At 66.8% G+C, this 2104-nt stretch carries 2 protein-coding genes; one reads left to right on the forward strand and one right to left on the reverse strand.

The annotated features are described in order from the left end of the window. Nucleotides 1–74: 74 nt before the first annotated feature. Entirely contained in the window at nt 75–674 is a 600-nt protein-coding gene (locus RMO30_RS01580) for a hypothetical protein (RefSeq protein WP_309708600.1), read from the reverse strand. A 33-nt stretch (nt 675–707) separates the two neighbouring features. Between RMO30_RS01580 and argS the strand changes: the two genes are divergently transcribed. Beyond that, nucleotides 708–2104, forward strand: a 1397-nt coding sequence (gene argS, locus RMO30_RS01585) for an arginine--tRNA ligase (RefSeq protein WP_397427870.1), incomplete at its 3' end; no start/stop codon positions are given.

The following is a 2104-nucleotide window of genomic DNA, read 5'->3' on the forward strand; positions in this document are numbered from 1 at the left end:
GAGCGGTGAGGATGTCGTCGCCGACGACCTTTCGGACGTCGTGGTTCTCGGGTGAGCAGCGAAACTCGCCGCAGTTATAGCGCGGCGAGTGCGCCGAGAGCCGACTCGATGATCCCCGTCGGTTCACCTGGCTCGAAGAACGCCTCCGACGAGACGACGAGCCAGTACCGACCCTGGAACACGATTGCCGTTCCCACGCCACCCTCGACCTCGAAGTACGCCTCTTCGCCGTAGGTCGGCACCATCTGGCTTTCGGAGAAGGCTTCGTTCTTCAGCTCCTCGAGCTGAGCCTCGGTGAACGCGGCGACGGAGAGGTCGATCGTTCCGCCGCCGGACTCGCGCACCCACTGGCACGCGACCCCGCCCGCGTCGAGCGCGTCGGCGGCGGCGGAGCCCGACTCCGGATCCCAGGCGTCGAGTAAGGCGTAGTTGGGGTCGAAGGCGTACATCGTGTCGGGATCGACGAGTTCCCCGCACGCGACGTCGAGCGTCTCCGGCGCGGCGGTCGGCTCAGAATCCGGCCCAGCGGTCGCTGTCGGGATCGGTGTCGCCGATTCACCGGGCAGCACCGGTTGCGAGGGGGCGTCGACGCATCCGGTGAACGCGAGCAGGGTGGCGACAGTGGCGAACGACACGGTCACGCGCCGAATCAGGGGAGAGGATGCGGCGGGCATGTCTCCATCTTCACCCGGCTACGATCGAGCGTTGTGACCCCCGCCGAACTTTCCGCCACATTGCTCGAGCTGACCCGCTCGGCAGCTGGCGAACGTGCGGGCGAGATCGCGGCGGATGACGTCACCCTCGAGCGCCCGCGCAACCGCGATCATGGCGACTGGGCGTCGAACGTCGCGATGAAGCTGGGCAAACGTCTCGGGCTCGACCCTCGGGCGTTCGCCACCGAACTGGCGACGGCGCTCGCGGCGACCGACGGGATCGCCGCCGCTGAAGTTGCTGGCCCCGGCTTTCTCAACATCACCCTCGACGCTGCTGCCGCCGGAGCGCTCGCGAAGAGCATCGTCGAGCAGGGGGAGCGCTACGGCACGAGCGATGCGCTCGCGGGCCAAACCATCAACCTCGAGTTCGTGTCAGCGAACCCCACCGGACCGCTGCACATCGGGCACACCCGCTGGGCAGCGCTCGGCGATGCGATCGCGCGGGTGCTCAAGGCATCGGGCGCGACCCTCGTCAGCGAGTTCTACATCAACGATGCCGGCACTCAGATGGACAACTTCGGCGCCTCGGTGCTCGCCGCACTGCATGGCGAACCCACCCCCGAGAACGGCTACACGGGCGCCTACATCACCGACCTCGCCGCCCGCGTGCTCGAAGCTGACCCGGGGATCGTCGACATGCGTCCCGAGGATGCCATCGCGGTTGTGCGCGACTTGGCCTACGAGTATCAGTTGGCTGACATCAAGAGTTCGCTGGCGCAGTTCAACGTCCACTTCGACGTATGGTTCAGCGAACGCACCCTGCATGCCGAGGATGCGGCGGGCCGTTCGCTCATCGACGGAGCCGTCGACCGGCTGCGCGAGCAAGGCCACGTCTACGACTCCGACGACGCGGTCTGGGTGCACACGACCGACTTCGGCGATGACAAAGACCGGGTCATCAGGCGCGGCAATGGCGTCTATACCTACTTCGCAGCCGATGCCGCCTACTACCTGAGCAAGGGCGACCGCGGGTTCGGACACAAGATCTACCTACTCGGCGCCGACCATCACGGCTACGTGCACCGGTTGAAGGCGCTCGCCGGTGCCGCGGGCGACGACCCCGACCGCGACATCGAGGTGTTGATCGGCCAGCTGGTGAGCATCAACGGCGCACGGCTCTCAAAGCGCGCGGGGAACATCATCGAACTGGATGACCTCCAGTCGTGGCTCGGAACCGACGCGCTGCGGTACTCGCTTGCCCGCTCACCCGCGGACTCTCCGCTCACGCTCGACCCCGAGATTCTGCAGCGACGCTCCAACGACAATCCCGTCTTCTACGTGCAGTACGCGCACGCCCGAACGAACGCCGTCGCGCGTAACGCAGCCGACTCGGGGGTGACCCGAGATGCCTTCGACGCGAGCCTGCTGACGCACGAGACGGAAAGCATCCT

Origin of the sequence: Pseudolysinimonas sp. (assembly GCF_031389465.1) — a bacterium.
Lineage (GTDB): Bacteria > Actinomycetota > Actinomycetes > Actinomycetales > Microbacteriaceae > Pseudolysinimonas_A.